General features: G+C 50.8%; 24 protein-coding genes. 18 read left to right on the forward strand and 6 right to left on the reverse strand.

Annotated features, from left to right (window positions below; all coding sequences use genetic code 11):
- The first annotated feature begins 46 nt into the window (after nt 1-46).
- Genes AADEFJLK_RS18525 through AADEFJLK_RS18535 form a run of 3 tightly spaced genes read left to right on the forward strand, consistent with a single transcriptional unit; the run spans nt 47 to nt 1882 of the window.
- On the forward strand, nt 47-766 hold the full coding sequence (locus tag AADEFJLK_RS18525) for a class I SAM-dependent methyltransferase (protein WP_103975309.1): 720 nt from the start codon (nt 47-49) through the stop codon (nt 764-766).
- Complete coding sequence (gene rnhA / locus AADEFJLK_RS18530) at nt 759-1202, forward strand: ribonuclease HI (RefSeq protein ID WP_103975310.1); 444 nt, start codon at nt 759-761, stop codon at nt 1200-1202. Before AADEFJLK_RS18525 ends, rnhA begins: the two co-directional genes overlap by 8 nt.
- Nucleotides 1203-1237: 35 nt before the next feature.
- The gene (locus AADEFJLK_RS18535) at nt 1238-1882 is read left to right on the forward strand and encodes a hypothetical protein (RefSeq protein WP_103975311.1); all 645 of its coding nucleotides are present in this window, start codon (nt 1238-1240) and stop codon (nt 1880-1882) included.
- 18 nt (nt 1883-1900) lie between these two features.
- Here the strand turns inward: AADEFJLK_RS18535 and AADEFJLK_RS18540 are convergent, their stop codons facing one another.
- From AADEFJLK_RS18540 to lexA, 3 genes are all read right to left on the reverse strand, one after another.
- The gene (locus tag AADEFJLK_RS18540) at nt 1901-2281 is read right to left on the reverse strand and encodes a YajD family HNH nuclease (RefSeq protein WP_088621490.1); all 381 of its coding nucleotides are present in this window, start codon (nt 2279-2281) and stop codon (nt 1901-1903) included.
- 92 nt (nt 2282-2373) lie between these two features.
- Nucleotides 2374-2511 (reverse strand): hypothetical protein, encoded by a 138-nt coding sequence (locus AADEFJLK_RS24720; RefSeq protein ID WP_170065179.1) that lies wholly within the window; start codon nt 2509-2511, stop codon nt 2374-2376.
- 16 nt (nt 2512-2527) lie between these two features.
- Nucleotides 2528-3166 carry a transcriptional repressor LexA gene (lexA, locus tag AADEFJLK_RS18545; protein WP_088621489.1) on the reverse strand — a complete coding sequence of 213 codons (639 nt, stop codon included), beginning with the start codon at nt 3164-3166 and terminating at the stop codon, nt 2528-2530.
- 572 nt (nt 3167-3738) lie between these two features.
- On the opposite strand from lexA, the gene AADEFJLK_RS18550 reads away from it, so the two are divergent.
- On the forward strand, nt 3739-4125 hold the full coding sequence (locus tag AADEFJLK_RS18550) for a lipocalin family protein (protein ID WP_103975312.1): 387 nt from the start codon (nt 3739-3741) through the stop codon (nt 4123-4125).
- Nucleotides 4126-4299: 174 nt separating this feature from the next.
- On the opposite strand, the gene AADEFJLK_RS18555 is transcribed toward AADEFJLK_RS18550, so the two are convergent.
- Entirely contained in the window at nt 4300-4599 is a 300-nt protein-coding gene (locus AADEFJLK_RS18555) for a hypothetical protein (RefSeq protein WP_103975313.1), read from the reverse strand.
- A 144-nt stretch (nt 4600-4743) separates the two neighbouring features.
- Nucleotides 4744-5679: a 30S ribosomal protein S6--L-glutamate ligase gene (rimK, locus tag AADEFJLK_RS18560; protein WP_088618044.1), complete on the reverse strand. Its 936-nt coding sequence runs from the start codon at nt 5677-5679 to the stop codon at nt 4744-4746.
- A gap of 171 nt (nt 5680-5850) precedes the next feature.
- Here rimK and AADEFJLK_RS18565 point away from each other — a divergent pair, with 171 nt between their 5' ends.
- The 12 genes from AADEFJLK_RS18565 (at nt 5851) to AADEFJLK_RS18625 (ending at nt 21797) form a co-directional block, all read left to right on the forward strand.
- Complete coding sequence (locus AADEFJLK_RS18565) at nt 5851-6996, forward strand: type III PLP-dependent enzyme domain-containing protein (protein WP_103975314.1); 1146 nt, start codon at nt 5851-5853, stop codon at nt 6994-6996.
- Between the two features lie 215 nt (nt 6997-7211).
- The gene (dapA, locus tag AADEFJLK_RS18570) at nt 7212-8087 is read left to right on the forward strand and encodes a 4-hydroxy-tetrahydrodipicolinate synthase (protein ID WP_103975315.1); all 876 of its coding nucleotides are present in this window, start codon (nt 7212-7214) and stop codon (nt 8085-8087) included.
- A 2-nt stretch (nt 8088-8089) separates the two neighbouring features.
- Nucleotides 8090-8848 carry an NlpB/DapX family lipoprotein gene (gene bamC / locus AADEFJLK_RS18575; RefSeq protein ID WP_103975316.1) on the forward strand — a complete coding sequence of 253 codons (759 nt, stop codon included), beginning with the start codon at nt 8090-8092 and terminating at the stop codon, nt 8846-8848.
- A 143-nt stretch (nt 8849-8991) separates the two neighbouring features.
- On the forward strand, nt 8992-12855 hold the full coding sequence (purL, locus tag AADEFJLK_RS18580; protein WP_103975317.1) for a phosphoribosylformylglycinamidine synthase: 3864 nt from the start codon (nt 8992-8994) through the stop codon (nt 12853-12855).
- A 90-nt stretch (nt 12856-12945) separates the two neighbouring features.
- Nucleotides 12946-13401, forward strand: coding sequence for a hypothetical protein (locus AADEFJLK_RS18585; protein ID WP_103975318.1), 456 nt, complete (start codon nt 12946-12948; stop codon nt 13399-13401).
- 254 nt (nt 13402-13655) lie between these two features.
- On the forward strand, nt 13656-14087 hold the full coding sequence (locus tag AADEFJLK_RS18590; RefSeq protein ID WP_088618038.1) for a carboxymuconolactone decarboxylase family protein: 432 nt from the start codon (nt 13656-13658) through the stop codon (nt 14085-14087).
- Between the two features lie 40 nt (nt 14088-14127).
- A complete protein-coding gene (locus AADEFJLK_RS18595; protein ID WP_103975319.1) occupies nt 14128-14676 on the forward strand; it encodes a GNAT family N-acetyltransferase in 549 nt (182 codons plus the stop codon).
- On the forward strand, nt 14645-14803 hold the full coding sequence (locus AADEFJLK_RS25250; protein WP_198328444.1) for a hypothetical protein: 159 nt from the start codon (nt 14645-14647) through the stop codon (nt 14801-14803). The genes AADEFJLK_RS18595 and AADEFJLK_RS25250 overlap by 32 nt, the downstream gene beginning before the upstream one ends.
- A 969-nt stretch (nt 14804-15772) precedes the next feature.
- The gene (locus tag AADEFJLK_RS18610; RefSeq protein WP_103975347.1) at nt 15773-18598 is read left to right on the forward strand and encodes a 2-oxoglutarate dehydrogenase E1 component; all 2826 of its coding nucleotides are present in this window, start codon (nt 15773-15775) and stop codon (nt 18596-18598) included.
- Between the two features lies 1 nt (nt 18599).
- Complete coding sequence (gene odhB, locus AADEFJLK_RS18615) at nt 18600-19841, forward strand: 2-oxoglutarate dehydrogenase complex dihydrolipoyllysine-residue succinyltransferase (protein ID WP_103975320.1); 1242 nt, start codon at nt 18600-18602, stop codon at nt 19839-19841.
- Nucleotides 19842-19845: 4 nt separating this feature from the next.
- Complete coding sequence (gene lpdA, locus AADEFJLK_RS18620; protein ID WP_088618034.1) at nt 19846-21285, forward strand: dihydrolipoyl dehydrogenase; 1440 nt, start codon at nt 19846-19848, stop codon at nt 21283-21285.
- A gap of 8 nt (nt 21286-21293) precedes the next feature.
- Entirely contained in the window at nt 21294-21797 is a 504-nt protein-coding gene (locus AADEFJLK_RS18625) for a methylated-DNA--[protein]-cysteine S-methyltransferase (RefSeq protein WP_088618033.1), read from the forward strand.
- Here AADEFJLK_RS18625 and glgX read toward each other — a convergent pair.
- Nucleotides 21794-23890, reverse strand: a complete 2097-nt coding sequence (gene glgX, locus AADEFJLK_RS18630) for a glycogen debranching protein GlgX (protein ID WP_103975321.1) — start codon at nt 23888-23890, stop codon at nt 21794-21796. The two genes, AADEFJLK_RS18625 and glgX, sit on opposite strands and share 4 nt — an antisense overlap.
- Before the next feature lie 255 nt (nt 23891-24145).
- Between glgX and AADEFJLK_RS18635 the strand changes: the two genes are divergently transcribed.
- Together AADEFJLK_RS18635 and AADEFJLK_RS18640 are read left to right on the forward strand one after the other, a co-directional pair.
- Entirely contained in the window at nt 24146-24880 is a 735-nt protein-coding gene (locus AADEFJLK_RS18635; protein WP_088618031.1) for a sulfotransferase family protein, read from the forward strand.
- A 41-nt stretch (nt 24881-24921) separates the two neighbouring features.
- Nucleotides 24922-25605, forward strand: coding sequence for a sulfotransferase family 2 domain-containing protein (locus AADEFJLK_RS18640; RefSeq protein ID WP_088618030.1), 684 nt, complete (start codon nt 24922-24924; stop codon nt 25603-25605).
- The last annotated feature ends 1 nt before the right edge of the window (nt 25606 follow it).

Below are 25606 nucleotides of genomic sequence, written 5' to 3' on the forward strand. Positions count from 1 at the left end.
CGCCTTGCCTTAAATTGGGGCAGGCTCACAACCTGTAAGCACCGCAATGAAACGTAACTTCTTATTTTCTTGGTACCAAACGCCTAGGGGCAAATTGCTAAAAGAACTCGAAACCGAGTATCTGCAACGCGCCATTACGGTAAGTTGCCAGCAAACCGTTTTGCAGATTGGTGGATTGGGCTGGGAAAATGACTTTATTGACTGTACTTTATACAAATTCTATACCATTCTTGACGCAAAAAATCTAGGCTCACCGCTGGCCAGAAAAATTCAAGCCAAAGCCTTCCGTTTGCCGTTAAAATGTGCCAGCGTCGATATGGTCATTGTTCCACATCTGTTAGAATTTGACACGTCGCGCTTCCAAACCATGCGCGAAATAGAGCGGGTCTTAAAGCCTGAAGGGGTCATCCTGATGATGAACTTTAACCCTTGGAGCATCTGGATTCGGTACCAGTTTTTATGGGAACTCAAACTGACCGATTCTTGGCGCGGGCACTTTATCAGCCATGCCCGAATGATGGACTGGCTAAAACTGCTCAATTTTGAAGTTACCGTCTCGTCAAGCTTTTATCTGGATGAAATCAAGACCAAACACGGCAAAGCGGTGCGCACGGCCGGCTCGTTTACCGCAACCGCCTACGCCATTAAGGCCATTAAGCGCCGCTACAACCTGATCCCCTTATCCCCAGTGACGCAAACCGACCAACCCCGTTTAATGACCACCTCTTTAGCTTCTACCTCTACCCCCCAAATTAACCATGACTGACTGCGTAATTATCTATACCGACGGTGCTTGCCGCGGCAACCCGGGCCCTGGCGGCTGGGGTGCGATGCTGACCTATAAAAGCCACAGCAAAGAACTGTTTGGCGGCGAAGCCACCACCACCAACAACCGCATGGAACTGATGGCGGCGATACAAGCCTTAGAAGCGCTGAAAAAACCCTGCAAAGTCAAATTGCACAGCGATTCCAGCTATGTACTGAAAGGCATTACCGAATGGTTGCCCGATTGGAAAAAACGCAATTGGCGCACCGCCGCCAAACAGCCCGTGAAAAACGACGACCTCTGGCGCAGGCTCGATGCCGCCAGTAACCTGCACACCATCGAATGGCAATGGGTCAAAGGCCATTCCGGCGACCCCGGCAACGAACGCGCGGATGCTTTGGCAAATAAGGGGATTGATAGCTTAGGGAGGGGATAAAATAGGCCTAATAACGCCACGCGAAGAGGAAAATCATGATTCAGGCGCTTTTCATTCTAGCGGCATTACTTATTCTTGCCCTTGCAGGGTATTTGCTGATTATTGCTGTCCGCTGGGCGTTCCGGTTTCCAAAAGCCGCGCTCATCCTCTGCACCCTATTAATTGCCGGATGCGGCATCTATTACCAACACTTTATAACACAGCATAGGCTAAAGCACCTCCCCAAAGACCTACCCATTGACGATATCCTTTACGCCAACGAAGAATCTTGGGGATGGGGGCCTGGCGGCAATGAAACGGGCTTTATCGCCTATAAATTACCCGATATTGCCGCACAAGCTATACTGCAAGGCGGTCTTGCTTATCTGGAAAAATTATCGCCCAGAGGATCAGCATCCGGCTTTTATTGGCATTACGGAAAATGGCAAGAAACCCCAATTCTGTCAGATCCCCAGTGGCTAGACAATAAGCAAAAACGCGAAGCCATAACAGCGGCAGCTAGCCCCAAAATTGCCAACTACCTAAACGTATATGGCTTTGGCATTCCCATAGACCCGCTGATTGAGAGCGAGCTTAATACGGCAATTGCCAAACCAAAAAGCTATTTTGCCTATGGGCGCATTGGCATCATCATTGTCATTCCCGATGCCCGAAAAGTTATCTATGCTTACAACGGTTAGGCGTAGATAAACAAAGCCTTATTTCTTACTGCCCAACAAGCTCTTCAAATCCGCAAACGGATTATGGGTGGCCACAGGCGCACTGGCTTTGCGGGTCTGGATACCGGAGAAGCGGGTCTCCTCATAACGCGAATGCTCATTATCATGGCAATACAGGCATAACAATTCCCAATTGCTGCCATCCGCCGGATTATCGTCATGGTTATGGTTGCGGTGATGCACGGTCAGCTCCGCAAGGTTTTTGTGGGTAAACTCACGCGCACAACGCCCGCACACCCACGGATACATCTTTAAAGCCTGCCCGCGATACGATTGCTCGCGCAATTCCTGTTCACGGCGGGCGGCCATCACTAACTGGGTTTGTTTGTCGCTATTGGCGGATGTTTTATTGACTGCCATATCCTGTCCTAAAAACTCATGCAAATAGGCCTATTGTAAAGCGTCTGAGCCTTTAGCGATAGTCATCATAAAGCTAAGCGTCCGGCTCCAGATCAGGCGGCCATTGATGGCCGCCGGATTAACTTAATCAAGCGGCGCATAAACCCCTGCATCGGGCGTTTTTTATAGTGGTTCATAATGCCGTCGATTTTATTGTACACCTGATCGTGCATGTGGATTTTTCTTGGCATGGCCTTGCTCCTCACATTAAATGACTGGGTTGGCATGGGATCGGTAACTGCGCATTTGCCCGACCAGCACACCTTGGATTTGCACCTGTTCAGGGCGGTAAGCCAACGCGCTCATGGCCGCATTGGCGGGCAGCAACAACACTTGTCCGGCGGATTGCTGAATGTATTTCAACGTGGCTTCGGCGTTATCAATTAGGGCGACGACAATCTCGCCGTTCTGGGCATAAGCGCGTTGCTCAATCACCACCCAATCGCCATCAAAAATCCCCGCCTCAACCATCGACTCGCCTTTAACTTGCAACACATAACACGGCTTATTGGTTTTTAAGGCCTCAGGCACCACCATATAGCCGACCGTCTCCAACGCCTCAATCGGTTTACCCGCAGCGATAGCCCCGACAAAAGGCAAGCCCTGCCCTTCCCTAGCCTCTACCCGCGCTTGTGCCGTCAGGCGCACCCCCGTCTGCTTATTGCCGTTAAACGGCTCGACCAGCCCCGCATTAACCAGTGCCGAAATATGCTTATGCAAAGACCCGCGCGAAGCCATGTCCAACGCTTCACAAAGCTCATCCAGACTGGGGGGATAAGGAAAACGCGCTTGATTGGCGCGTAAGAAGTTAAAAATCTCCCGCTGCCGCCTAGTTAAAATCTCCATCATGCGCCCTTCCTTAACGTGTTGAATACGGGGTTAGCTTACCAGAGACAACGGCAAAAGCAAGAAAAAAGAGAACAAAAAGAGAACAAGAAAGATACAGAGAAAAGCGAAACAGCCGTAGAAACGTTGTCGCACCTTTACCGCTTAGCGCTAGGCGTAGATCTGCTCGGCTCTAACTAATTACATGGGTGGCAATGGCCGCCACTATTTTCGCAACTGTTTCTTTCACCCCGGTCTTTAATGCTGGATGGCTGTAGGCAGGCGGCAAATCCGGCTCCGCCGCGCACCATTCCACAAGTCTTCTGACATTAGCTGAAGGCGGCTTTGCTGGCCGTACGGTAAGCCCGACAGCTTAAGAAATCATTTTTTTCAACCAATTGAAACAACATGAAAAAATATATTTATACAAGATGCTGGTTAGCCTTACTGAACCGTTTATTCCATACTGCCTATTAGTCCCTGAGGTTGCGCCAATTTATTTACTGGGCAACGCCAATTAAAAATAGGGTTATGCCCCTAGTGCGCGTAGAATCCTTTCGCGTAATCAATTAATTTTAAAAAGGAAAACGGTTATGAAAAAAATAGCTTTGACGGCGGCGATAGGGGTTTTAAGTGTATGGGCAAGCGTTGCGTTTGCGGACATTGCCTTAGAATCGAAAGATGATATGCACGGAACGTGGAAACTGCAATATACGAAAAACTCCCTCACCGCGAAAGAAACGGTATCACGGGAAGATTCGTGGGTATTTCAGGGCGGAAAAGTCACTATCAAAAATATTGCCCGCGAAGGCGGACATTATGACCAAACACCGCTGAATTATGAAATCGACAACGGCAAATTAAAAGTGCCTTTTGTAGGCCGCTCAGGATTTGATACCTTTACCTTAGTGGAGCGCACAGCGGATACCATGACGCTGAAAGGCAAATTCGGCGAGCTTTACTATTTTGTAAAAAAATAGCCGCAGGCATTTTAGCCAAGACAGGCCTACTGTCGGGCAGACCCTCATTATCTTGCATGGCACAGCGATATGGCTACCCGGCAACATATTGGCGTACAGAATCACTTGGTTAACGCGACCATAGGCGATGGACGTTAACCCATCACCTATGCGCGGGTTATTGCCCGGCCTTCTCTACGACTCGGCGCTGTCCATATCCGCCAAATACATATCCGCCAATAATTTCTTCTCGGCAGTTGTCAGTAAAATCCGTTTATAAGCCTGTTCTTTCTGTTCTCCGTCCACCTGACTGCGGCGGTCATTGGCACGCCTGAGCATTTTGCGGCGGTCGTGAATCGGCTGCTCCAGACCTTGGGTGCGGATATACTCCAGCCATTCGGGCGAACCGAACGGATGCGGATTTTGGCGGCGGTCGCCCCCACACCGGGTATTAGAAGATTCTCTAAGGCTGGTTCTTAAATCAATGATGTTCATATTATTATTGTCTCCTATCCTTGATTGCGGGCATTATCGGCCAACACAACAATAATAGGTTAACGTTTCATAAAGTCAAACACCTTTGCTCTTTAAACTTTAAAGAAACATCTAAAAATAGCCGCCGACTTCAACGGATGCTATCTAGCCCTTGCCGCGTGTGCGTGTCCGGGCTTGGATGGATTTGTCTTTGGAGGTTTCCAGCGATTCAAAGCGTTTTTCCATAAACTGGATAATCAAGTCGGCAATGTCTTTGCCGCTGGCGGCTTCAATACCTTTCAGCCCAGGCGAGGAATTAACTTCCATAATCACCGGGCCGTGGTTAGAGCGCAGCATATCCACGCCGCACACGTTAAGCCCCATGATTTTGGCGGCGCGGATGGCCGTCGAACGCTCTTCAGGAGTCAGGCGCACTAAGACGGCCGAACCGCCCCGGTGCAAGTTAGAACGGAACTCACCGTCCGCGCCTTGGCGTTTCATCGCGGCAACCACCTTATCGCCGACCACAAAACAGCGCAGGTCACTGCCGCCCGCTTCCTTAATAAATTCCTGCACCATGATATTGGCTTTCAAGCCCATAAACGCTTGGATGACGCTTTCGGCGGCATTATGGGTTTCCGCCAGCACCACACCAATGCCTTGGGTGCCTTCCAATAGCTTAATGACCAGCGGCGTACCGCCTACTTGGTCAATCAAATCGGTGATGTCGTCAGGGTTATTGGCAAAGCCGGTCACCGGCAGGCCTATGCCTTTTCTTGCCAGCAATTGGGTGGAGCGTAATTTGTCGCGCGACCGGGAAATGGCGACCGATTCGTTCAGGGGCAGGACATTCATCATTTCAAATTGCCTTAACACCGCCGTACCGTAAAAGGTCACAGACGCGCCAATACGCGGTATGACCGCATCAAAGTCGGTCAAATCTTCACCACGGTAGTGGATGGACGGATTATGCGAAGTGATGTTCATATAGCAGCGTAAAACATCCAAAACCCTGACTTGATGTCCGCGTGCTTCCGCAGCCGCAACGAGCCGGGACGTTGAATACAGTTTAGGGTTACGCGATAAAATAGCAATTTTCATAACTTCTCAAGTGGAGGGGACGGGTAAATGGCGCATATTCTGTCATGATTTAAGCCATCAAGCACCAGAAATAACGCCGCGAATACGTTTGGGCAGAGCAATATCCTATTAAAGCGAATATCCGTTAAAATAGCTTTTCAGTCCCCACTTTTTTATAGGATCATTCAGGCGATGGAAATTTCCGCCCGCATTTATGCCGGCCTTGCAACCCCCGCTTTAGTAGTGGATGAAGGGCGGCTTCTGGCTAACTTAAAAGCTCTGGACACCTTGCGCCAGCAAAGTGGCTGTAAAGCGCTATATTCTATCAAATCCCTGCCATTTGTGCCGATTTTGGCGTTGGCAAAACCCTATATTGACGGATTTTCGGTCAGTTCCTTATTTGAGGCCAAATTGGCGGCTGAAGTCTTGGCGGGTACGGGCAGCCTGCATTTGACCACGCCCGGCATCCGCCCTGATGAAGCGCTTGAATTGGCCGGGCTATGCAGCCATGTCAGTTTGAATTCGCTATCGCAACAACAACGGTTTGCCCCGCTGATGCAAGAGCGCACCTCGGTAGGCTTGCGCATTAACCCAAAACTGCCGTTTGTCGAGGATGCGCGTTACAATCCTTGCCGGCCCCATTCAAAATTGGGTGTTGACTTGGAAACGTTATCGCAAAGCCCAGCGTTGGAGGCTATTGAAGGCTTGCATATCCATACCAATTTTTCTGGCACAGATTACACGCCGTTGCTGAAAACGGTCGCCAAGCTGACGCAGCATTGGCCGGGTAATTTGCGTAAATTGCATTGGTTGAACCTCGGCGGCGGTTATATGTATTGCCAAATCCGCGACCAGACGGCCTTTGTCACGCAAGTCCAAGCCCTGCAAGACACTTATGGCTTAACGGTGTATATTGAACCGGGCAAATCGGTTTTGGAAGATGCCGTGCAACTGGTCGCCACGGTGATCGACTTGTTTAGCAGCGACGGCAAGACCATCGCCATCCTTGACACCTCCGTCAATCACCATCCTGAAGTGTTTGAATATCAAAGGCAGCCGGAAATTAGCGGCACGGATCAGCATGGCGAACATTCGGCAATCATAGCGGGTTCGACCTGTTTGGCCGGAGATTTGTTTGGCGAGTATCGGTTCGGCAAACCCTTGCAATTGGGCGATAAAATCATCTTTAACAATGCAGGAGCCTATAGCTTAGTCAAAGCCAACCGCTTTAATGGCTATAATTTGCCAAGCGTCTACATGCACCATGCCAACGGGGAGTGCCAAGCACTAAAACATTATACTTATCAAGATTATCGCCAACAATGGTTGGGCGATTGAAAGCAAAGGCCCTATTGGCAGACACTACCCAGTCATCGGCAAAGGCTAAAGCCCTTTACCGGACAATTGCAGCGCTTATATTCTGTAAATTATTGATTATTTGTTTTATTTATAGGCACTCGCCCTAGTAACCTTATCTATCAAGCTGAGTTTTAAGGGTTTGCTTGTTATAATGGACGGATTTTAACCGTATCCATATCTGTTCGAGAGATTTCATGATTCAAGGTAGTATCGTAGCATTAGTCACCCCCATGGACGACAGTGGGGCTGTGGATTTTCAGAAACTCCAAGCATTAGTGCATTTTCATATTGCGCAAGGCACTGACGCACTGGTCGCCGTCGGCACCACAGGCGAATCGGCAACGCTGGACGAACACGAACATTGCGCTGTCATCAAAGCTGTGGTCGAGTATGCGGACGGTAAAATCCCAGTCATTGCAGGTACAGGGGCAAATGCCACCAGCGAAGCCATTAACCTGACCCGCCGCGCCAAAGAAGCGGGTGCTGATGCCTGTCTGATCGTTACGCCCTACTATAATAAGCCTACCCAAGCCGGTTTATACCTGCATCACAAGGCCATTAACGATGCCGTGGATATTCCGCAAATCTTATACAATGTGCCTGGCCGCACCGGTTGCGACATGTTGCCGGAAACGGTGGGGCGGATCGCCGAATTAAAAAATATTGTCGGCGTGAAAGAAGCGACCGGCGACTTAAGCCGCATCAAGCAAATCCGTGACTTGACCGGCCCAGACTTTGCCATCTATACGGGCGATGATGCCAGCAGCCGCGAATTTTGCCTATTAGGCGGTAACGGTTCCATTACGGTCACGGGTAACGTCGCCCCGAAACTCGTTCATGATATGCTGATGGCCGCCCTCGCGGGGAATAAAGATGCCGCCTTGGCATTAGACAGCAAACTCGCCGCCTTACATAAGCAGCTCTTCATCCAATCAAACCCCATCCCTGTTAAATGGGCGGTTGCCGAAATGGGCTTGATTGGCAAAGGCATCCGCCTGCCCTTAACGTGGTTGACGGAAGATTGTTTTGCTGCCGTCCGTGCCGCCATGCACCTTGCCGAAGTCATTTGATTATGAAATTAACCCTTGTGTTGCCGCTGCTCAGTGCTTTGGCCTTAACCGGTTTGACCGGATGCGGCTATATCAAAAGCCTGTTTCCCGATAAAGAGAAAGACTACCAGTACACGGTGGAAATTCCGCCTTTAGTATTGCCTGCCGACTTGGCAAAAAATGATGGCCTAAAACGCCCCGCACCAGCCGTGCCGATGACTCCCGGCACGGCCGAAACCAGTGCCAATGCCGTCACCCCCGGCAGTAACTCCGCTAATGAAGCGCCGGAACTTGTCGCCCCTGCCCCTAATGCGCTTGAGCCACTGCCAGCCGCTTCAGAAGAGCCTATTACGGTCAGCACCAGCACAGACAATAAATCTAGCCAGCACGAACAGATTCCGGTCACGTTACTGAAAACAGCAGACGGTATCGACACCTTACGCTTGTCGGCGCCCTTTGAAAATGCTTGGCGGGCAGTAGATAAGGCGTTAAGCCGTAAATCGGTTGAAGTGACCAACCGCAATAAAGCCGAAAAGCAATTTACCCTGCATTACGACCCTGATGAAAAAGCCTTGGAAGACCGCTCATTTTGGCAAGAAGCCTTTTTTATCTTTCATGGCCTGAACGGTAACGAGCAAGAGTTTATCGTCAAGCTGAACGACCATAACGGACAAACTGATGCGGTTATTTTGGATAAAGACCAAAAGCCCACCGCCGATGCCAGTGCGTTAAAATTGCTTAAACTCTTACAAGACACTATCCAATCAGGTTTTAATAAATAATTGGCAACGTGGCAGACGGGCTATAACGCCCTGCCGGACAAATTGCCCCGAAAAACCTAGCCGGAACAGGCCTGTTCCGGCTTAGTGGCCTGTTGGACGCAGGCCACCCCTACCCTCTCTATTTTACCCAGTATCTTGCCCCCATGTTAAAAATCCCTGGAACCGCCGCCCTTTCAAGCTTTCGTATCAAGCAACTGTTATTAAAGTTGCAAGCTTTAGAACCTGCCATTACTGAGGTGAACGCCCGTTTTATCCATTTTGTCGATAGCGATGGCGATTTGACCGCATCTGACCAAGACATTCTGGCAAGCTTATTGGCTTATGGGCCGGATTGGGCGAATGCCGACGTGGAAGGCGAACGGCTCTTAGTTATCCCGCGCTCAGGCACCCAATCGCCTTGGTCGAGCAAGGCCACCGAAATTGCCCAACGCTGCGGCCTGACATCCATCCGCCGTATCGAACGGGGTATTGAATATACCCTCTCCTGCCCTGTCGCATTGCCGCCTAGCGTTGCCGTCCTGCTCCACGACCGTATGACCCAAAGTGTGGTGTTGGCCGACACGGATACCGGGCTATTCCAACAGCACCAGCCCCTGCCCTTACAAACCGTCAACCTGCTTGAGCAAGGCCGTGATGCTTTAGACAAGGCGAATACAGACTTAGGTTTGGCTTTATCCGCCGACGAAATCGGCTATTTGGCCACCAGCTTCCAAGAGTTGGGCAGAAATCCTACCGATGTCGAGCTGATGATGTTTGCCCAAGCCAACTCCGAACATTGCCGCCATAAAATTTTTAATGCCGATTGGACGATTGACGGGGTCGGGCAGGCGCGGTCTTTATTCAGCATGATCCGCAATACCGCCGAACAGCATCCTGAGAATATTTTATCGGCCTACAGCGACAATGCCGCCGTTGTGACCGGCTCTAAGGCACGGGTCTTTATCCGTAACCCACACACGGGCGAATACAGCTACACCGAAGAAGACGCGCACCTGTTGATGAAGGTGGAAACCCACAACCACCCCACCGCCATTTCCCCATTCCCTGGTGCGGCGACCGGATCAGGCGGCGAAATCCGTGATGAGGGCGCGACCGGACGTGGTTCAGCAACCAAAGCCGGGCTGACAGGTTTTTCCGTATCGCATTTAAAAATCCCCGGCTTTTTGCAACCTTGGGAACATGACAATGGCAAACCGGAGCGTATCGCCTCCGCCTTGGACATTATGTTGGAAGGGCCTTTGGGCGGTGCGGCCTTTAATAACGAATTCGGACGGCCTAATATCGCCGGGTATTTCCGTAGCTTTGAGCAGCCCGTCGCCGATAGCGGCAACGCATTTAGGGGCTACCACAAACCGATTATGATTGCGGGCGGCATGGGCAATATCCGCCCGATGCTGATCGAAAAACAGCCTATCCCTGCCGGATCGTTAATTATTATCCTCGGAGGCCCCGCCATGTTAATTGGCTTAGGCGGTGGCGCGGCTTCATCACAAGCCTCCGGCAGCAGTTCCGAAGCCTTGGATTTTGCTTCCGTGCAACGCGAAAACCCTGAGATGGAACGCCGTTGCCAAGAAGTCATCAACCATTGCAATGCCCTCGGCGAGGCGACCCCTATTATCTCCATCCATGATATTGGCGCGGGCGGCTTGTCCAATGCCGTGCCGGAAATCATCCATGATTGTAACCGGGGCGGACGCTTTGAACTGCGCAACGTCCATAATGCCGATTTAGGCATGTCACCCATGCAAATCTGGTGCAATGAAGCCCAAGAACGCTATGTGGTCGCCATCAAACCGGAAGCATTAGACTTATTCACGGCATTTTGTGAGCGTGAGCATTGCTTGTTTGCGGTCATCGGCGAAGCTACCGAAACTGAGCATCTGACCCTGAATGACCAGTTGCTGGGCACTAAGCCTGTGGACATCCCCATGTCGGTGTTATTCGGCAAGCCGCCGAAAATGCACCGCCACGCCGAACACCGCACTGCCAACTTACCCGCACTCGATACCAGCGGCATTGTGCTGGCAGAAGCGGTGCAACGGGTTTTGGCGTTTCCGGCGGTGGCCGACAAAAGCTTTTTGATCCACATCGGCGACCGCTCGGTGACAGGGTTGGTGGCGCGTGACCAAATGGTCGGGCCTTGGCAAGTCCCTGTCGCCGATGTCGCCGTCACCGCGTCCGGCTTTTATGCCCTGACGGGCGAAGCAATGGCAATGGGCGAACGTACGCCGCTAGCAATCATTAACGCCCCCGCATCTGGACGCATGGCTATCGGCGAAGCCATCACCAACTTGGCGGCGGCACGGGTCGACTCCTTAAAAAGCATTAAATTGTCGGCTAACTGGATGGCGGCGGCTGGCTTCCCTGGCGAAGATGCCGCCCTGTTCGACACCGTGCAAGCCGTGGGCATGGAACTGTGCCCTGCCTTAGGTATTGCCATTCCGGTCGGCAAAGACTCTTTGTCCATGAAAACCGTCTGGCAGGATGCGGCGGGGGGGAAAACCATGACTGCCCCCTTGTCCTTAATTATCACCGCCTTCGCGCCCGTTTTGGACATCAGCAAAACACTGACCCCACAACTGCGCCCGATTGCCGATAGCGTCTTGCTGCTGGTGGATTTAGGCGCGGGCAGAAACCGTCTGGGCGGTTCGGTATTGGCGCAAGTTTACGCGCAATTAGGCAACGATTGTCCCGATGTCGACCAAACAGCGCTGTTAAAAGGCTTCTTTGAAGCCATCCAAAACCTCAACCATAATGGCTTGCTGTTGGCTTACCATGACCGCTCCGACGGCGGCTTACTGGCTACGGTCGCAGAAATGCTGTTTGCGGGGCGGCAAGGCGTGGCGCTAAATATGGACAGTTTGGGCAATGACCTGCTCGCCGCTTTGTTTAACGAAGAGCTAGGCGCGGTATTGCAAGTGCGCAAGGAAAATTGCGCCCAAGTGCTAAAAATCCTGACCGATGCCGGTTTGGCCGATTGCCTCCATACCATCGGGCAAACCGTCAGCGGCCAAAGCCTGAGCCTCTATAAAGCTGGCGAATTGCTATACAGTGCCAGCCGTGCCGAACTGCAAAGCCAATGGTCGCAAGTCAGCTACCGGATGCAGGCCTTGCGCGATAACCCCGACTGCGCTTTAGCGCAATTTGAGCGCATTGCCGATGATAACGACCCCGGCTTACAGGCCGCGTTAAGTTTTGCCGTCAACACCGACATCAGCGCCCCGTATCTGGCCTTAAGCAAGCCGAAAATTGCCATCCTGCGCGAGCAAGGTGTCAACGGCCATGTAGAAATGGCGGCGGCTTTTGACCGGGCAGGTTTTACCAGCATTGACGTGCATATCAGCGACATTATCCATGGCCGCGTCAGCTTAAGCGATTTTATCGGCCTTGCCGCCTGCGGCGGCTTTTCTTACGGCGACGTGCTGGGCGCTGGTGGCGGCTGGGCAAAATCCATCTTATTCAACGCCCGCGCCCGTGAGGAGTTTAGCGCGTTCTTTAACCGTCCTGATACCTTCGGCTTAGGGGTGTGCAATGGTTGCCAAATGCTCTCCGGCTTAAAAACCATTGTTCCTGGTGCCGAGCTATGGCCGCGCTTTGTCCGCAATAACTCCGAGCAATTTGAGGCACGGGTGGCGATGGTGGAAGTGCAGGCCTCGCCTTCGGTGTTGTTTGCCGATATGGCCGGTTCCCGGATGCCGGTCGTCGTCGCCCATGGCGAAGGCCGCGCCGTGTTTGCCGACGGCCCGCAAGCCGCCTTGGACGCACAAACGGTCGCCTTATGCTATGTCGATAATTATGGCGCTAAAACCACCGCTTTCCCTGCCAACCCTAACGGCTCACCCTTAGGCATTACCGGGTTGACCACCACCGACGGACGTTTTACCATTATGATGCCGCATCCTGAGCGCTGCTTTAGAACCTTGCAAAACTCTTGGTATCCTGACGGCTGGCAAGAATACGGCGCGTGGATGCGCTTGTTCAGAAACGCCCGCGATTGGGTAAAGTAAACCCAAGACCGTAACATGTACAGGCTAGGGCATATCCTTTATACTCTAGCCTGACATAAAACGAATGCCCTTTTTACTATCGGACAAACAATGAACTCGCTGGATTATCGAAAAATTTTCAGGGGACTGGCTACGATCGGCATTCTTATTATTTTTTTGTTGCCGCATTTAGTATTCGAGTTAGTCACCGAAGCAGGCCATGTCGTATTAGAATTAATCGTCGAACTGGGTCATATTGTCTTTGAATGGGTAGAAATTAGCCTGGATACCGTTATCGAGCTGCTGTTTGAAACCGAGTTGCACGATACCCAGATTATTGTTTTCTATATCATCATGGCAGTTGTCTGTTTCGCGCTGTATCGCTTGGCCTTATTAATCCCCCGTTGGTTGCGATGGCTTTACAATAAACTGGTGGCTTATTATTTAGGGCAAAAAAACCGCTTTAGCTTGTACTGGCAAAGCCTCAGCTTGCTGAACAAAATAAAAATGGCGGCTATCGGCATCGGCGTTAGTGTCGGTTATTTATATGTGTTTTTCTCTTTCTGATACGGCAATTAGGTCATATCCCACCATAGCTATGCCTTCTGCCCCAACACCAGTAGCGCGGGCTGTGTTCTTAATATCTGCGGTTACCCAGCCATATTCTGCGGTTTAAAAAACAAATTCGGTTTTGTCTTAGGGTCGTCCTGTCTTTATGCCCTTGGGTATTTATGCCCTTTGGGCGTACCTGCCCTGCCGACGCACAGCATCCATTGTAGGCGTTAGAAAATTACAACTACCAAAATTAACGGGTTCAACTGATGAAAAACATCCGCCTTAAATACTTCGACCTATCATTACCCGCGATAACGGCGTTACGCGAATGCCTAAATGCGGTTGAAAAATCGGGGCTGGAAAAAGCCTTGCTGGAATTGGTTTACCTGCGGGTATCCCAAATAAACGGGTGCGGGTATTGCCTCAACCTGCACGCCAAAGCCTTGCGCGAAGCTGGCGAAACGAATGCCCGCATTGACATGCTCGCGGGTTGGAAAGTGAGTGCCTGTTATTCCGAACCGGAACGCGCCGCCCTCGCCTGGGCCGAATCGTTGACCGCCATCACGGTAGACGGCGGCAGTGATGCGGCGTTTGCCCAGTTAAAAGCGTTTTTTACGGATGCGCAAATTTCCGACCTGACTATCGCCATTGCCAATATGAATGCCCTGAACCGTATCGCCATCAGCATGCGGGTCTGATGGCACCTTAACAACAAGCGTTTTTTGCAAAAGCAAGACAATGAAAAAACCAAGTGATTTTGATTTCAAGCCTTCCATTGTAGGCGGCTCCATTGTGCTCAGGCCGCTGTATCCTGAGGATTTCGGGCAGTTATACGCAGTAGCGGCTGACCCGCTCATTTGGGAACAGCACCCGCAACCCCTGCGTTATCAACGGGAGGTGTTTGGGAGCGGTTTTTTTGCCGGTGCCATCGCTTCCCCAGGGGCTTTGGTGGTGCTTGACAAGCTATCAGGAGACATCATTGGCTCATCCCGGTTTTATGAATGGGATGCTGAGCGTCAGGAAGTGGCGATCGGATTCACCTTCCTGGCCAGAAGCCATTGGGGTGGGCAGACCAATCGGGAATTGAAACGGCTTATGCTGGAACATGCCTTCCGTTGGGCAAACACTGTGTGGTTTCACGTTGGTGTCAACAACATCCGTTCACGAAAAGCCATGGAAAAAATTGGCGCAGAATTTTCCCACGAAACCGCCAAAACGGTTAATGGCGTTATGGATACTTATGCGTTTTATCGGATTGAGGCAATCAGATTCTGTACTGAACGATAGCGCGGCGCGTTGTGCAAACAAAATTATGGACGACATCATCTGGCCTGAGGCCTACCTGCCCGGCATGACTGACAACTACGTCTCTAATGAACTCATCGTCAGCGACTTGAGCGCCGTTGCGGTGTAGGCGGCATTTAACGACACGTCGTACAGCAACGTGTCCGACATTTATACTGTGAACGGCCAAGTTTTCGGCTTTTACAATTCACCGTAGGGTACGCTGTGCGTACCTTTTGCACTGATTTTTATGAGGATTTTTTAAAGGTACGCACAGCGTACCCTACCAAAAAAACCGAAAACTTGGCCGTTTGAAGTATATTTCCATAACAGCCCAGAGCCGCAGCTACACCTGAGCTCCCATTTCCGTTTACCACCTTTAACTTTTCGGTAGAGGCGTACGTTACCGAATACCAACCACCCGTTAACGACGAAGCGGCGCGGGTCGCTTGGCACGGTTGGGTAGACGACGGTACGGCGGCAAACCGTCTGGATGTCCATCATGCTTGGCTGTTTGAAAATCTGCCGGGCGGGTACGCATACTGGCTCAAGAAACCCCAATTGGCAACCCCGCGCAGACCCTCGCTGCGATCAAGCCCAATCCAATGCTTAAAGCCCATCAAGAATGGCTTGAAGGCCTGGCGCAGATAGCAGCCCGTATCCAAGCGCAGTCTGTGCAGCCTCTCACTGGCGTTTGCTGCCTCACTGCCATTAAGTTAATGAAAGCATTTCAAGCATTGCTCAAAATTACAGATTATCGTTACAGCACCCAACTTCCTCTCCCAGAACTGTCCCTTAACGCCAAAGCTAGACATAAAAACCCAGTTGCGGGACGGTAGCCCGTCCTGCAATATTTGCCTTGACGCGATAAAAGCCAAGCAAATAGGACTCTAGCACCTATTGTCACCGTTATTTTCAAAAATCAGGCCGCTATTATCATCTGGTGGCCGATTATCTTCAGTCAGTACCTGCTAATAAATTCGGCATATTCGCCTTTCCTGTTAAAATAACGGATATTTTTAACAACGCCAGTGTCCACTGCTTTGATTACGCCTTTCTATCGCGCAAACCCCGTCCTGAATACACCGGATTCCCCCTAATGAGTACATTACTTAAACTTTTTCAAGATTCATCTTCCTTGTATGGCAGCAATGCCACCTTTATTGAGGATTTGTACGAACGTTTTCTGGAAAACCCAGAATCTATTGACCCTAGCTGGCAACAACATTTTAAGACCCTACACCCTAATACCGATTTTGAGACCGCCCATAGCCCGATTGTCGAGCGTTTTGCCAAGCTGGCGATCAAATCACCAAACCGTTTGGCGCAAATCCAAGGCTTTACCGAAGAAAGCGTCAAAAAACAATCGGCGGTGGCACGGCTGATTAACCATTACCGTGTCCGTGGCCATCAGATTGCCAGCAATAACCCTTTAGGCAAAACGGCTCCGCCGCCTTTGGATATGGAGCCGTCCTATTACGGCCTGTCGGAACCGGATATGGACACCTTATTCGATACGGGGGCTTTGTACGGGATCAATAAACTGCCTTTACGCGATATTTTGGCACACCTGCGCAGCATTTATTGTGGCAGTATCGGCTCCGAGTACATGCACATAGACGATACCAATATCCGCCGCTGGTTTATTAACCGCCTGGAAAGCGCCAAATCTTACGGCACGCTGGATCAGGACAAGAAATGCTGGATACTGAAATTATTGACAGCAGCGGAAGGTATCGAAAGCCATTTACAAAACAAATTTGTCGGCCAAAAACGCTTTTCATTAGAAGGCGGCGAATCCTTGATTCCGGTACTGGATGAACTCATCCAACGTTCCGGCGAAAAAGGCGTGAAAGAAATCGTTATCGGCATGGCCCACCGTGGACGCCTGAACGTCTTGGTGAATATTTTGGGCAAAAGCCCGGCCAGCCTGTTTGAAGAATTTGCCGGACATTTCACCCTAGTGCCAGGGATGCGCTCAGGGGATGTCAAATACCACATGGGCTTTTCGTCGAACATTGAAACCCCGGGCGGGCCGGTGCATTTGGCTTTGGCATTTAACCCTTCACACCTGGAAATTATCAATCCGGTGGTGGAAGGCTCGGTAAAAGCCCGCCAAGACCGTGCGGGTAAAGAGGGGCAGAGTACGGTGATTCCGGTGCTGATACATGGCGACGCGGCGTTTGCCGGTCAAGGTATTGTCATGGAAACGCTCAATATGTCGCAAACCCGCGCCTTTTCGACGGGTGGCACTATCCATATCGTCATCAACAACCAAATTGGCTTTACCACCAGCAACCCGTTGGATGCCCGTTCTACGCCCTACTGTACCGATGTTGCGCGGATGATCCAAGCTCCGGTGTTTCATGTTAATGGCGACGACCCCGAAGCGGTGCTGTTTGTGACCCAGTTGGCGGTGGATTTCCGCATGACCTTTAATAAGGATGTGGTGATTGATCTGATTTGTTACCGCCGTTTGGGCCATAACGAAGCTGACGAACCGGCGGCAACCCAACCGTTGATGTACAAAAAAATCCGTAAGCACAAGACTACCCGTAAGCTGTATGCCGAGCGGCTTATTGCCGAAGGCATTGTCACGCCCGACCGTGTTAAAGACATGGCGCAAGCCTATCAAAACTTGCTGGAAGCGGGGAAAATCGTGTCGCGTCCGGTTTTGGACAGCCGCAGTTATTCGTATTCGACGCAATGGAACCAGTTTATCAACAAGCAATGGGACATTCCTTGCCAAACTGCCATATCCTTAGATCGCCTGCGTTTTTGTAACGACCGGATGCAACGCCTGCCCGCCGGTTTTGAATTGCATCCGAGGGTCGCCAAAGTGATGGAGAACCGCCGTAAAATGGCGGCGGGGGCCATGCCTTTGGATTGGGGGTTTGCCGAAAATCTGGCCTATGCGACGCTGTTAATGGAAAAGCACAATATCCGCCTGACCGGACAAGATGTCGGGCGTGGTACGTTTGTCCATCGCCATGCCGTACTGCATAACCAAATCAATAATAAAACCCACACACCCCTAAAACATTTGGATGAAGCCCAAGGCCGCGCACAAATCTTTGACTCGCTGTTATCGGAAGCGGGGGTCTTGGGTTTCGAATACGGCTATAGCACCACCACACCGAACACATTGGTGATTTGGGAAGCGCAATTTGGCGACTTCGCCAATGGTGCCCAAGTGCTGATCGACCAGTTCATCAGTTCCGGCGAAACCAAATGGGGGCGGCTGTGTGGCTTGGTGATGTTGCTGCCGCATGGTTTTGAAGGCCAAGGCCCGGAACATTCCTCGGCACGTCTGGAGCGCTATTTGCAGTTGTGTGCCGAACATAATATGCAGGTTTGCACTCCGACCACACCCGCACAAATCTTCCATCTGTTACGGCGGCAAGTATTGCGGCCTTACCGGAAGCCGCTGATCGTCATGAGCCCTAAAAGCTTGTTGCGCCATAAATTGGCAATATCGACCCTGGAGGATCTGACTTCCGGCGAATTCCAAGCCATTATTGGCGAACAGGACGCGCTCGCCCCGAAAAAAGTCACCCGCTTGGTGTTGTGCGGCGGCAAAGTGTATTACGACTTATTGGAAGCCCGGCGCGAAGCCGACCTCAAGCATGTCGCCATTGCCAGGATTGAGCAGTTGTATCCGTTCCCATTAACGTTGTTTAAAGCGGAAATTGCTAAATACCCGCACTTAAAAGAACTGGTCTGGTGCCAGGAAGAGCCGAAAAACCAAGGGGCTTGGTATAATTCCAGCCACCATTTTATCGACAACCTACCCGCCTCTATTAAAGTCACCTACGCTGGCCGCGAACCTTCCGCATCGCCTGCTGTCGGTAGCTTTCATGTACATATCGAACAACAAAAAGCCGTTGTGCAGTCAGCACTTTATGGCACTTCTTCAGGAAAATAACATGAGCATTGAAGTCCTAGTCCCCAATTTACCCGAATCCGTAGCCGATGCCACTTTAATCTCGTGGCATAAAAAAGCTGGCGATGCCGTCAATAAAAATGACAATCTGGTTGATCTGGAAACGGACAAAATCACCTTGGAGGTCACCGCCCCCGAAGCCGGCATCCTCAGCGAAATCTTGCAACATGACGGGGCTATTGTAACCAGCGGCGAATTGCTGGCGCGGATTAGCATCGGCGCAGTTGCCGATACCGCCCCCGCCTCTGCGCAAACCGACGAAGCCAAAGCCGGAGCGATTCCGTTAAGCCCTTCGGTACGCCGTCTGATTAGCGAAAACACCTTAGACCCTGCACAAATCACCGGCACAGGAAAAAGCGGCCGCTTGACCAAAACCGATGTTTTGGAACATTTGCAAAAACAAACGCCAGCGGCGGCCACCCCACCACCCGCCCCAGTTGCACCCAGCATTGCGCCTGCACCTGCCGCACCGGTCAGTGCGCCGCCTGTCGTAGCCACCGTAACGACACCACCGCCGTCTAATCTACGGCCTGAGCAGCGCGTCGCTATGACCCGGTTACGCGCGAAAGTCGCCGAAAGGTTATTGCAAGCGCAACAAAACGCCGCCATGTTGACTACCTTCAATGAAGTCAATATGCAAAACGTCATTGATTTGCGTAACCAATATAAAGGCCGTTTCGAAGATAAACATAAAGTCAAATTGGGCTTTATGTCCTTTTTCGTCAAAGCCTCTATTGAAGCGTTGAAAAAATTCCCGGCCATTAATGCCTCCATCGACGGTAACGACATCATATACCACGGCTACTATGACTTAGGCATTGCCGTCAGCACCCCGCGCGGCCTGATTGTGCCTGTGCTGCATGATGCCGACCAACTGGATTTTGCCGGCATTGAAAAATGTATCGTCGATTACGGCGAAAAAGCCCGTGCCGGCACCTTAACCTATGACGACCTGAAAGGCGGCACGTTCACCATCACCAATGGCGGCGTATTTGGTTCCATGCTCTCCACGCCTATCCTCAATCCGCCGCAATGCGCGATTTTAGGTATGCACGCCATTAAAGAGCGTGCGGTGGTTGAAAACGGCCAAATCGTTATCAGGCCAATTATGTATTTAGCTTTGTCTTACGACCATCGCTTGGTAGATGGCCGCGAAGCGGTACAGTTTTTAGTCACGATTAAAGAATGCTTGGAAGCTCCTGCCCACCTACTCCTAAACATTTAAGCCTATGTCAACCATACCCCCTATTTATGATGTCATCGTCGTCGGTGCTGGCCCTGCGGGCTACTCCAGTGCCATCCGTTGCGCCCAACTCGGTTTGCGGACTGCTTGTGTTGATAATTGGCGTAATAAACAGGGGCAGCGTATTTTGGGCGGCGCCCATCTGAACTCCGGCTGCGTCGCGTCGATCACCTTACTGGAGTCGGCGCGGCTCTACCATGCGCTCAACCATGACCTAAAAAAACACGGAATCCATGCCGATAATATCAGCCTTGATATTGCCGCCATGATCCAACGCAAAGACAGCATTATTGATGCGCTGGGCCATAAAATCACCGACTTGTTTAAGCTGCATAAAATTGACAGCTTCCATGCCACCGCCAAATTAATCAAGCCTAGGCAACTGCATCTCACCCCGATAGACGGCTCCGAGCCTTACCGCCTGGAAGGTAAGCATATTATTTTGGCGACCGGCTCATCGCCTATCCCCTTACCTTATGCCAAAGTCGATAATGAATTTATTATCGACTCTTTTGCGGCCTTAAATATGACCACTTTGCCGAAAAAATTGGCGATCATCGGCGCAGGTGTGATAGGTTTGGAACTGGCGGCGATATGGGGCCGTTTAGGGGCTCATACGGTCTTATTGGAAGCCCAAGAAAGTTTCTTATCCTTACCCGACCAACAGATTTCCCGCGAAGCCTACCGCATTTACACACAGCAAGGTTTGGATTTGCGTTTAGGGGCACGGGTGACGGCGGCGAAAAAAGTCGGCAAAAAAGTCCAAGTCGAGTATCAGGATCAAGAAGGCAACCACAGCCTCAAAGTGGACAGGCTGATTGTCGCGTCTGGCCGCAAACCGAACACCGAAAACCTAGCCGCCCCCGAAGCCAGCCTGTTACTGGATGAAAATGGCTATGTGCATGTCGATGAAAATTGCCGCACCAATTTGCCTGGGGTTTTTGCGATTGGCGACTTAACCGTGTTAGGGCCGATGCTAGCGCATAAAGGTATAGAAGAAGGTGTGTTTGTCGCCGAACAAATCGCCGGCAAACACACTGCCATCCATTACGACACCTTGCCCAGCGTCATTTATACCGATCCTGAAATTGCCTGGGTAGGACAGACCGAACAAGTGTTACGCGCTTTAGGGGAACCGATTAAAATCGGCATTTTCCCTTTTAGCGCCACCTCCCGCGCCCAAGCGTCAGGCCGTACCGAGGGGCTGGTGAAAATCATCGCCCATGCCGAAAGCGATGCTTTATTAGGGGTTCACATCATTGGCCCGAAAGCCTCAGAGCTCATTGCCGAAGCGGTGCTGGCCATGGAGTTTTCGGCCAGCAGCGAGGATTTGGCGCGGACTATACATGCCCACCCGACCCGCTCGGAAGCCTTCCACGAAGCGGCCTTGGCATTTAAAAAGATGCTCTCGCATATCCCTGGCTGATAACGCTTATGAAGAACAGCATCCGCTTTGTTATTAGCCCTTGTTCTTTAGGCTATGTTTTAGTAGCCGAAACGGCTAATGGGATATGCGCCATTGCCTTGGATGATGACGAACAGGCCTTAAGCGCCTATCTGCAAAACCTGTTTCCCAAGGCTTTACTCATTCCTAACCATCATTCAATAGAGAGGGCGGCGCAAGTGCTGGCACTTATCGAAGCCCCCCAGTTGCCGTGTAGCTTACCTTTAGACATTCAGGGCACGGCGTTTCAGCAACAGGTTTGGCAAGCCTTACGCGCCATTGCGCCCGGCACAACGCTGAGCTATTCCCAACTGGCCGAAGCTATCGGCGCCCCTAAAGCCGTACGGGCGGTAGCAGGGGCTTGCGCCGCCAATAAATTGGCGGTCGCCATACCCTGCCACCGCATCATCCATAAAAACGGCAACAACTCCGGCTACCGTTGGGGTGTTGCCCGCAAGGCCGAGTTATTGCGCCGCGAGCAGCTTAAACCTTAACGGCCTTCAAATACCACCACACTGCGTCCCGCCACTTGGTAGCCGGATTTACCGGCGCGTTTCTGTTTGTTAGGCAGGACAATATCGCCCGGCGATACCAGCGAGGTATTGACCGCCAAATACCAGATCCTGCCTTCAAAAACGGGTAAATTAATGGTGACGGCGGTGTCCGCCATATTCATGACAATATGCAAATCCGCTTCATGAGCCTCATGGATTTCACGCCCTATGAGCGTATAACGCAATAGCTGCGCGTGTGGGTCATCCCAACACGGCACATCATCGCCATTTTGCCAATGCCAGATAATATCCGGCAACAAGCGTTCGCCGCTGGGCTTGCCGGTCAAAAAATGGCGGCGCATAATGCTGGGATGACGCTTGCGCAAAGCGATCATCTGTTGGACAAAGCGCACAATATCGGCATTTTGTTTGGCCAAATCCCAGTTTAACCAAGACAAGCCATTATCTTGGCAGTAGCCGTTATTATTGCCGTTCTGGGTGTTGAGAAATTCATCTCCGGCCAATAACATCGGCACACCTTGGCTCAGCAATAAGATCGCCAAGGCATTTTTGGCCTGTTGCCGCCGTAATGCCATAATCGCCGGATTATCCGTGTCGCCTTCGACACCACAATTGTAGCTCAGGCTATTATTGCAGCCGTCCTGATTGTTCTCGCCGTTCGCTTCGTTATGTTTTTGGTTGTAACTGAACAGATCATATAAGGTAAAGCCATCATGGCACGTGATAAAGTTAATGCTGCTGATCGGCATACGGCCATGCGGCTCATAGAGATCGCTACTGCCGCACAGACGGGTCGCCACTTCATTGACAATCCCTTTATCGCCGCGCAGAAAGCGGCGCACACTGTCACGGTAACGCCCATTCCATTCCCCCCAGCGATAGCCGGGAAAACTGCCGACCTGATATAATCCGGCGGCATCCCAAGCTTCGGCAATCAATTTAGTTCTTGCCAATTGTTCGGACAGCTCTATCCCCCAGAGCACAGGCGGGTTATGCAGAACTTCACCGCCCTCACCCCGCGCCAAAGCGCTGGCAAGGTCAAAGCGGAAACCGTCAACATGCATTTCCCGCACCCAATATTCCAGACAACTGATGATAAAACGCGATACTAGAGGATGGTTGGCGTTGACGGTATTGCCGCAACCCGTATAATCATGGAAAATACTCTTATCAAAAGGGTCGAGATGATAGAAAATATCCCCTGAAATGCCCTTGAAATTAATCATCGGCCCGCGCGTACCCGCTTCGGAGGTATGGTTGAACACCACGTCAAGGATGACCCCCATGCCCGCCTTATGTAAGGCCTTAACCAAGTCGCGGAATTCTTGGATATGGGTGCCTTGCTCAGGTGTGACGCAAAAGCCCGGATGCGGGCTAAAAAAGCTGTGCGTACTGTAACCCCAATAATTTTTCAACCCCAATTCGGCAGTATGCTGCGGCACGTCTTGCTCATCAAAGGCCATAACCGGCAACAGCTCGACATGGCTGATACCCAATGCTTGCAAATAGGGGATTTTTTCAATCAAACCCGCAAACGTGCCGGGATGTTTGACTTTGGCTGTGGTGTCGCGGGTATACCCACCCACATGCAGCTCATAAACAATGGCTTTTTCACTGCTGATGCGTAGCGGCGTATCGCCTTCCCAGTCATAACGTAGGTCTACCACAGCTCCCCGCATGGCGGTTTGGCTATTATCGCCTGGCCTACAGGCGATGGCACGCTGCCAACGTTTATGGCTGACTGCCCGCGCCCAAGGGTCAAGCAAATGCTTGTCTTTATCAAAGCGCAAGCCGGAATGGACGGGATCGTAAGGGCCATCCAGCCGCCAGCAGTACCAAGTACCGACCGGCAAATCTTTAACAAAAACATGCCAAGAAAAAAAAGTGCGGTTTTTCTCTTTGCTCAGCGTAATGATATGGGAAGGCTCGGTACTGTCTGAAGCGGTAAACAGCAATAACTCTACCGCTGTGGCATGACGGCTGAAAATGGAAAAATTAACCCCGCCCTCAGTGACAGTGCAACCTGGCGGATAAGGATTGCCGTGTTTTAATTTAAATTCGAGTTTGTGCATATTTTTATGAATAACCGTGTCGTTGTCTGGCAATATTTTCTATAAAACATCACCCGTAATGAAATAGTCACTATTTCTTATTATCATTGTAGCCCTTTGCCACCAATAAACTAGCAACTGACTGTTTAAGCCATTTGCAGCGTGTCGGTTCATCATCCCCCATGCTTACTTTTACTGCCACCCCATTTCCCATGCCCTCGCTTTTTACAATAATCCACTGAGAAAACCGTTTTTTAAGACAGGAAAATTTTGATTATGAACTATTTATTCATTTGTGGCACAGCCCGTTCCGGAACAACGGCCATGTGGCGTTTAGTGACAGCGGACGAGCGTTTGGTCATTGGCTTGGAAAGATATTCCAAGCATAGCTCCCATCATGCGCTGACCACTGACCTGTTTACCCCAGAGCGCTTTCTTGAGCTTCGGGCCGGCGACACGTTCTACCCTAATTTATGCGAATTTGACCCTTATTATGAAAAAGTTGGGGCATTGTTAGCCCATGCCGAGTATGTCGGTGATAAAATCCCCAAATTATTTAATTTTTTAGATACGCTATTCGCAAATATCCCGACAGCGAAAGTCATTTTTATGCTGCGGAATATCATTGATGTCGCCACCTCTTTCGAAAGTCGGGCCAACAGCATCCAAGACAAATCTTGGCCTGAAACCCGCAAAACTCAGGCGGCCATTAAGGAGTGGAGAAACTCCTTACTCATGCTGAAAAAATATCACCATGATGACCGTGTGTTTCCGGTCATTTACGAAGAGTTTTTCGCAGCCAACAGCTCTATAGAGCCATTGTACCAATTTCTTGGCCTAGAACCCACCCAAGCCGCCCATTTAGCCCACCAGACATTGCTGGCACAAAACCTGCAATTGGAAATAAAACGCCGTAAACGGGAATTGTCGGTCGAAGGCGTGCAACAAATTTGCGAGACGGCACCTTTTGCTTTATACAGGGAAGTGCTACGCACTATTAGGGCTAAATAAGCAGATTTTTACTTTCAGACATCTTATATAATCAGGCAACTATGGCTATCATTAACCATTCCCATAAATTTATCTTTGTCCATATCCCAAAAACTGCCGGAACCTCCCTAACCTCCGCACTGGAAAAATATACCCATTACTGCGATTTGGAAATTGGCGGCACGGCTTTTGGCGAACAGATACAAAGCCCCTACAGAAAACGTTTCGGCTTGGCCAAACATTCCACCGCCAAAGAAATACGCAATGTGTTAGGTACTGTGGCTTGGGCACAAACATTCAGCTTTTCTTTTGTCCGCAATCCTTTTTCCCGCTGTCTATCAACCTACCATTTTTTGCGCAAATGGGATGCACCAAACAGTGAAATATCCAGAAAAATCAGAGGTTTTAATAGCTTCGATGATTATGTGTTATCGGATATTTGGCAAGAAACCAATGGCCCTGACGAATTGTTCCGCCCACAAATTTATTGGCTACGCGCAAACATTAACACCAATAGCCTACTGGTCGATTTTGTCGGTCAAGTCGAACGTATTAACGAAGATTTTGCCACCATCCTTCATTCTATTGGCATACCGGAAAGTAAACGCCCAAGTACTTTACCAAAACTCAACAGCAGTCAGCCTTCAGCACTGACTGACATTAAAAATCAGGCAGTGATCGACAAAATTATCACAAAATACCGGGTCGATTTTGAAACCTTCGGCTATCCTTATTCGCCTTATTGAC

It is taken from the genome of Methylovulum psychrotolerans (assembly GCF_002923755.1).
GTDB lineage: Bacteria > Pseudomonadota > Gammaproteobacteria > Methylococcales > Methylomonadaceae > Methylovulum > Methylovulum psychrotolerans.

Coding starts and splice junctions, on each gene's coding strand:
- AADEFJLK_RS18525 (WP_103975309.1), top strand. CDS start 47: ATGAAACGTAACTTCTTATTTTCTTGGTACCAAACGCCTAGGGGCAAA.
- rnhA (WP_103975310.1), top strand. CDS start 759: ATGACTGACTGCGTAATTATCTATACCGACGGTGCTTGCCGCGGCAAC.
- AADEFJLK_RS18535 (WP_103975311.1), top strand. CDS start 1,238: ATGATTCAGGCGCTTTTCATTCTAGCGGCATTACTTATTCTTGCCCTT.
- AADEFJLK_RS18540 (WP_088621490.1), bottom strand. CDS start 2,281: ATGGCAGTCAATAAAACATCCGCCAATAGCGACAAACAAACCCAGTTA.
- AADEFJLK_RS24720 (WP_170065179.1), bottom strand. CDS start 2,511: ATGCCAAGAAAAATCCACATGCACGATCAGGTGTACAATAAAATCGAC.
- lexA (WP_088621489.1), bottom strand. CDS start 3,166: ATGGAGATTTTAACTAGGCGGCAGCGGGAGATTTTTAACTTCTTACGC.
- AADEFJLK_RS18550 (WP_103975312.1), top strand. CDS start 3,739: ATGAAAAAAATAGCTTTGACGGCGGCGATAGGGGTTTTAAGTGTATGG.
- AADEFJLK_RS18555 (WP_103975313.1), bottom strand. CDS start 4,599: ATGAACATCATTGATTTAAGAACCAGCCTTAGAGAATCTTCTAATACC.
- rimK (WP_088618044.1), bottom strand. CDS start 5,679: ATGAAAATTGCTATTTTATCGCGTAACCCTAAACTGTATTCAACGTCC.
- AADEFJLK_RS18565 (WP_103975314.1), top strand. CDS start 5,851: ATGGAAATTTCCGCCCGCATTTATGCCGGCCTTGCAACCCCCGCTTTA.
- dapA (WP_103975315.1), top strand. CDS start 7,212: ATGATTCAAGGTAGTATCGTAGCATTAGTCACCCCCATGGACGACAGT.
- bamC (WP_103975316.1), top strand. CDS start 8,090: ATGAAATTAACCCTTGTGTTGCCGCTGCTCAGTGCTTTGGCCTTAACC.
- purL (WP_103975317.1), top strand. CDS start 8,992: ATGTTAAAAATCCCTGGAACCGCCGCCCTTTCAAGCTTTCGTATCAAG.
- AADEFJLK_RS18585 (WP_103975318.1), top strand. CDS start 12,946: ATGAACTCGCTGGATTATCGAAAAATTTTCAGGGGACTGGCTACGATC.
- AADEFJLK_RS18590 (WP_088618038.1), top strand. CDS start 13,656: ATGAAAAACATCCGCCTTAAATACTTCGACCTATCATTACCCGCGATA.
- AADEFJLK_RS18595 (WP_103975319.1), top strand. CDS start 14,128: ATGAAAAAACCAAGTGATTTTGATTTCAAGCCTTCCATTGTAGGCGGC.
- AADEFJLK_RS18610 (WP_103975347.1), top strand. CDS start 15,773: ATGAGTACATTACTTAAACTTTTTCAAGATTCATCTTCCTTGTATGGC.
- odhB (WP_103975320.1), top strand. CDS start 18,600: ATGAGCATTGAAGTCCTAGTCCCCAATTTACCCGAATCCGTAGCCGAT.
- lpdA (WP_088618034.1), top strand. CDS start 19,846: ATGTCAACCATACCCCCTATTTATGATGTCATCGTCGTCGGTGCTGGC.
- AADEFJLK_RS18625 (WP_088618033.1), top strand. CDS start 21,294: ATGAAGAACAGCATCCGCTTTGTTATTAGCCCTTGTTCTTTAGGCTAT.
- glgX (WP_103975321.1), bottom strand. CDS start 23,890: ATGCACAAACTCGAATTTAAATTAAAACACGGCAATCCTTATCCGCCA.
- AADEFJLK_RS18635 (WP_088618031.1), top strand. CDS start 24,146: ATGAACTATTTATTCATTTGTGGCACAGCCCGTTCCGGAACAACGGCC.
- AADEFJLK_RS18640 (WP_088618030.1), top strand. CDS start 24,922: ATGGCTATCATTAACCATTCCCATAAATTTATCTTTGTCCATATCCCA.